General features: G+C 66.1%; 2 protein-coding genes. Both read right to left on the reverse strand.

What is annotated here, in order from left to right; genetic code table 11:
• Positions 1-494: ATP-dependent Clp protease proteolytic subunit (locus I59_RS01550; protein WP_042726360.1), on the reverse strand; the 494-nt coding region annotated here is incomplete at its 3' end.
• Positions 495-520: 26 nt separating this feature from the next.
• Complete coding sequence (locus tag I59_RS01555; protein ID WP_022902372.1) at positions 521-1,147, reverse strand: ATP-dependent Clp protease proteolytic subunit; 627 nt, start codon at positions 1,145-1,147, stop codon at positions 521-523.
• Positions 1,148-1,259 lie beyond the last annotated feature (112 nt).

A 1,259-nucleotide genomic window follows, 5' to 3' on the forward strand; every position in this document is an offset into this window, starting at 1 on the left:
CGCATGCGGAGGATCTCCGCCGCCTGGATCTCGATGTCGGACGCCTGGCCGCCACCCTGCTGGACCGCGGGCTGGTGGATGAGCACGCGGGCGTTCGGGAGCGCCAGACGCTTGCCGGGGGTACCGGCAGCGAGGAGCACCGACGCGGCCGACGCAGCCTGCCCGAGGCAGACCGTCTGGATCTGCGGACGGATGTACTGCATCGTGTCGTAGATCGCCGTCATCGCGGTGAACGAGCCACCGGGCGAGTTGATGTACATGACGATGTCGCGGTCCGGGTCCATCGACTCGAGCACCAGCAGCTGCGCCATCACGTCGTCAGCCGACGCGTCGTCGACCTGGACGCCGAGGAACACGATGCGGTCCTCGAAGAGCTTCGCGTACGGGTCCTGCCGCTTGTAGCCGTAGGCCGTGCGCTCCTCGAAGCTCGGGAGGATGTAGCGGTCGGACGGAGCCGGGACGTTCTGCGCGCCACCGAGCATGGGGAGATGCATTCTCGTTTCCTTTTCTTCGGTGGTGGTCAGTTGGACTCGGGCTCGGCGGCCGGGGTCGGCGTCTCGCCGTCCGCGACGGTGCCACCGCCGCCGACGACCTCGCTCGAGGACGCACGGAGGTGGTCCACGAAGCCGTACTCGAGGGCCTCCTGCGCCGTGAACCAGTTGTCGCGGTCGTTGTCCTTGAGGATCTGCTCGATCGACTTGCCGGTCTGCTCCGCCGTGAGCTCGGCCATCCGCTGCTTCATGTCGAGGATGACCTTCGCCTGCGTCTGGATGTCGGCAGCGGTGCCGCCGAAGCCACCGGACGGCTGGTGCAGCAGCACACGCGCGTTCGGGGTGATGTAGCGCTTGCCCGGGGTGCCCGACGAGAGCAGGAACTGGCCCATCGAGGCCGCGAGGCCGATGCCCACCGTGACGATGTCGTTCGGCACGAACTGCATCGTGTCGTAGATCGCCATGCCGGCGGTGATCGAGCCACCGGGCGAGTTGATGTAGAGGTAGATGTCCTTCTCAGGGTCCTCGGCCGCGAGCATCAGCAGCTTCGCTGCGATCTCGTTCGAGTTGTCGTCGCGGACCTCGGAGCCGAGCCACACGATCCGGTCTCTCAGAAGGCGGTCAAAAACACTGGGGTTCAGTGTCGCTTCGGCCATGGAAAAGCTCCCGTTCAGTTGTCGCTTGATGTCGAACTTATCGGGTGCAACGCACCACTTCGCGTGTGTTCGCTCTGGGCGGTCGGATCGTGCCCACAACGGACGGGAGGCG

It is taken from the genome of Curtobacterium sp. B8, assembly GCF_000333315.1.
Lineage (GTDB): Bacteria > Actinomycetota > Actinomycetes > Actinomycetales > Microbacteriaceae > Curtobacterium > Curtobacterium luteum.

Coding starts and splice junctions, on each gene's coding strand:
- I59_RS01555 (WP_022902372.1), bottom strand. CDS start 1,147: ATGGCCGAAGCGACACTGAACCCCAGTGTTTTTGACCGCCTTCTGAGA.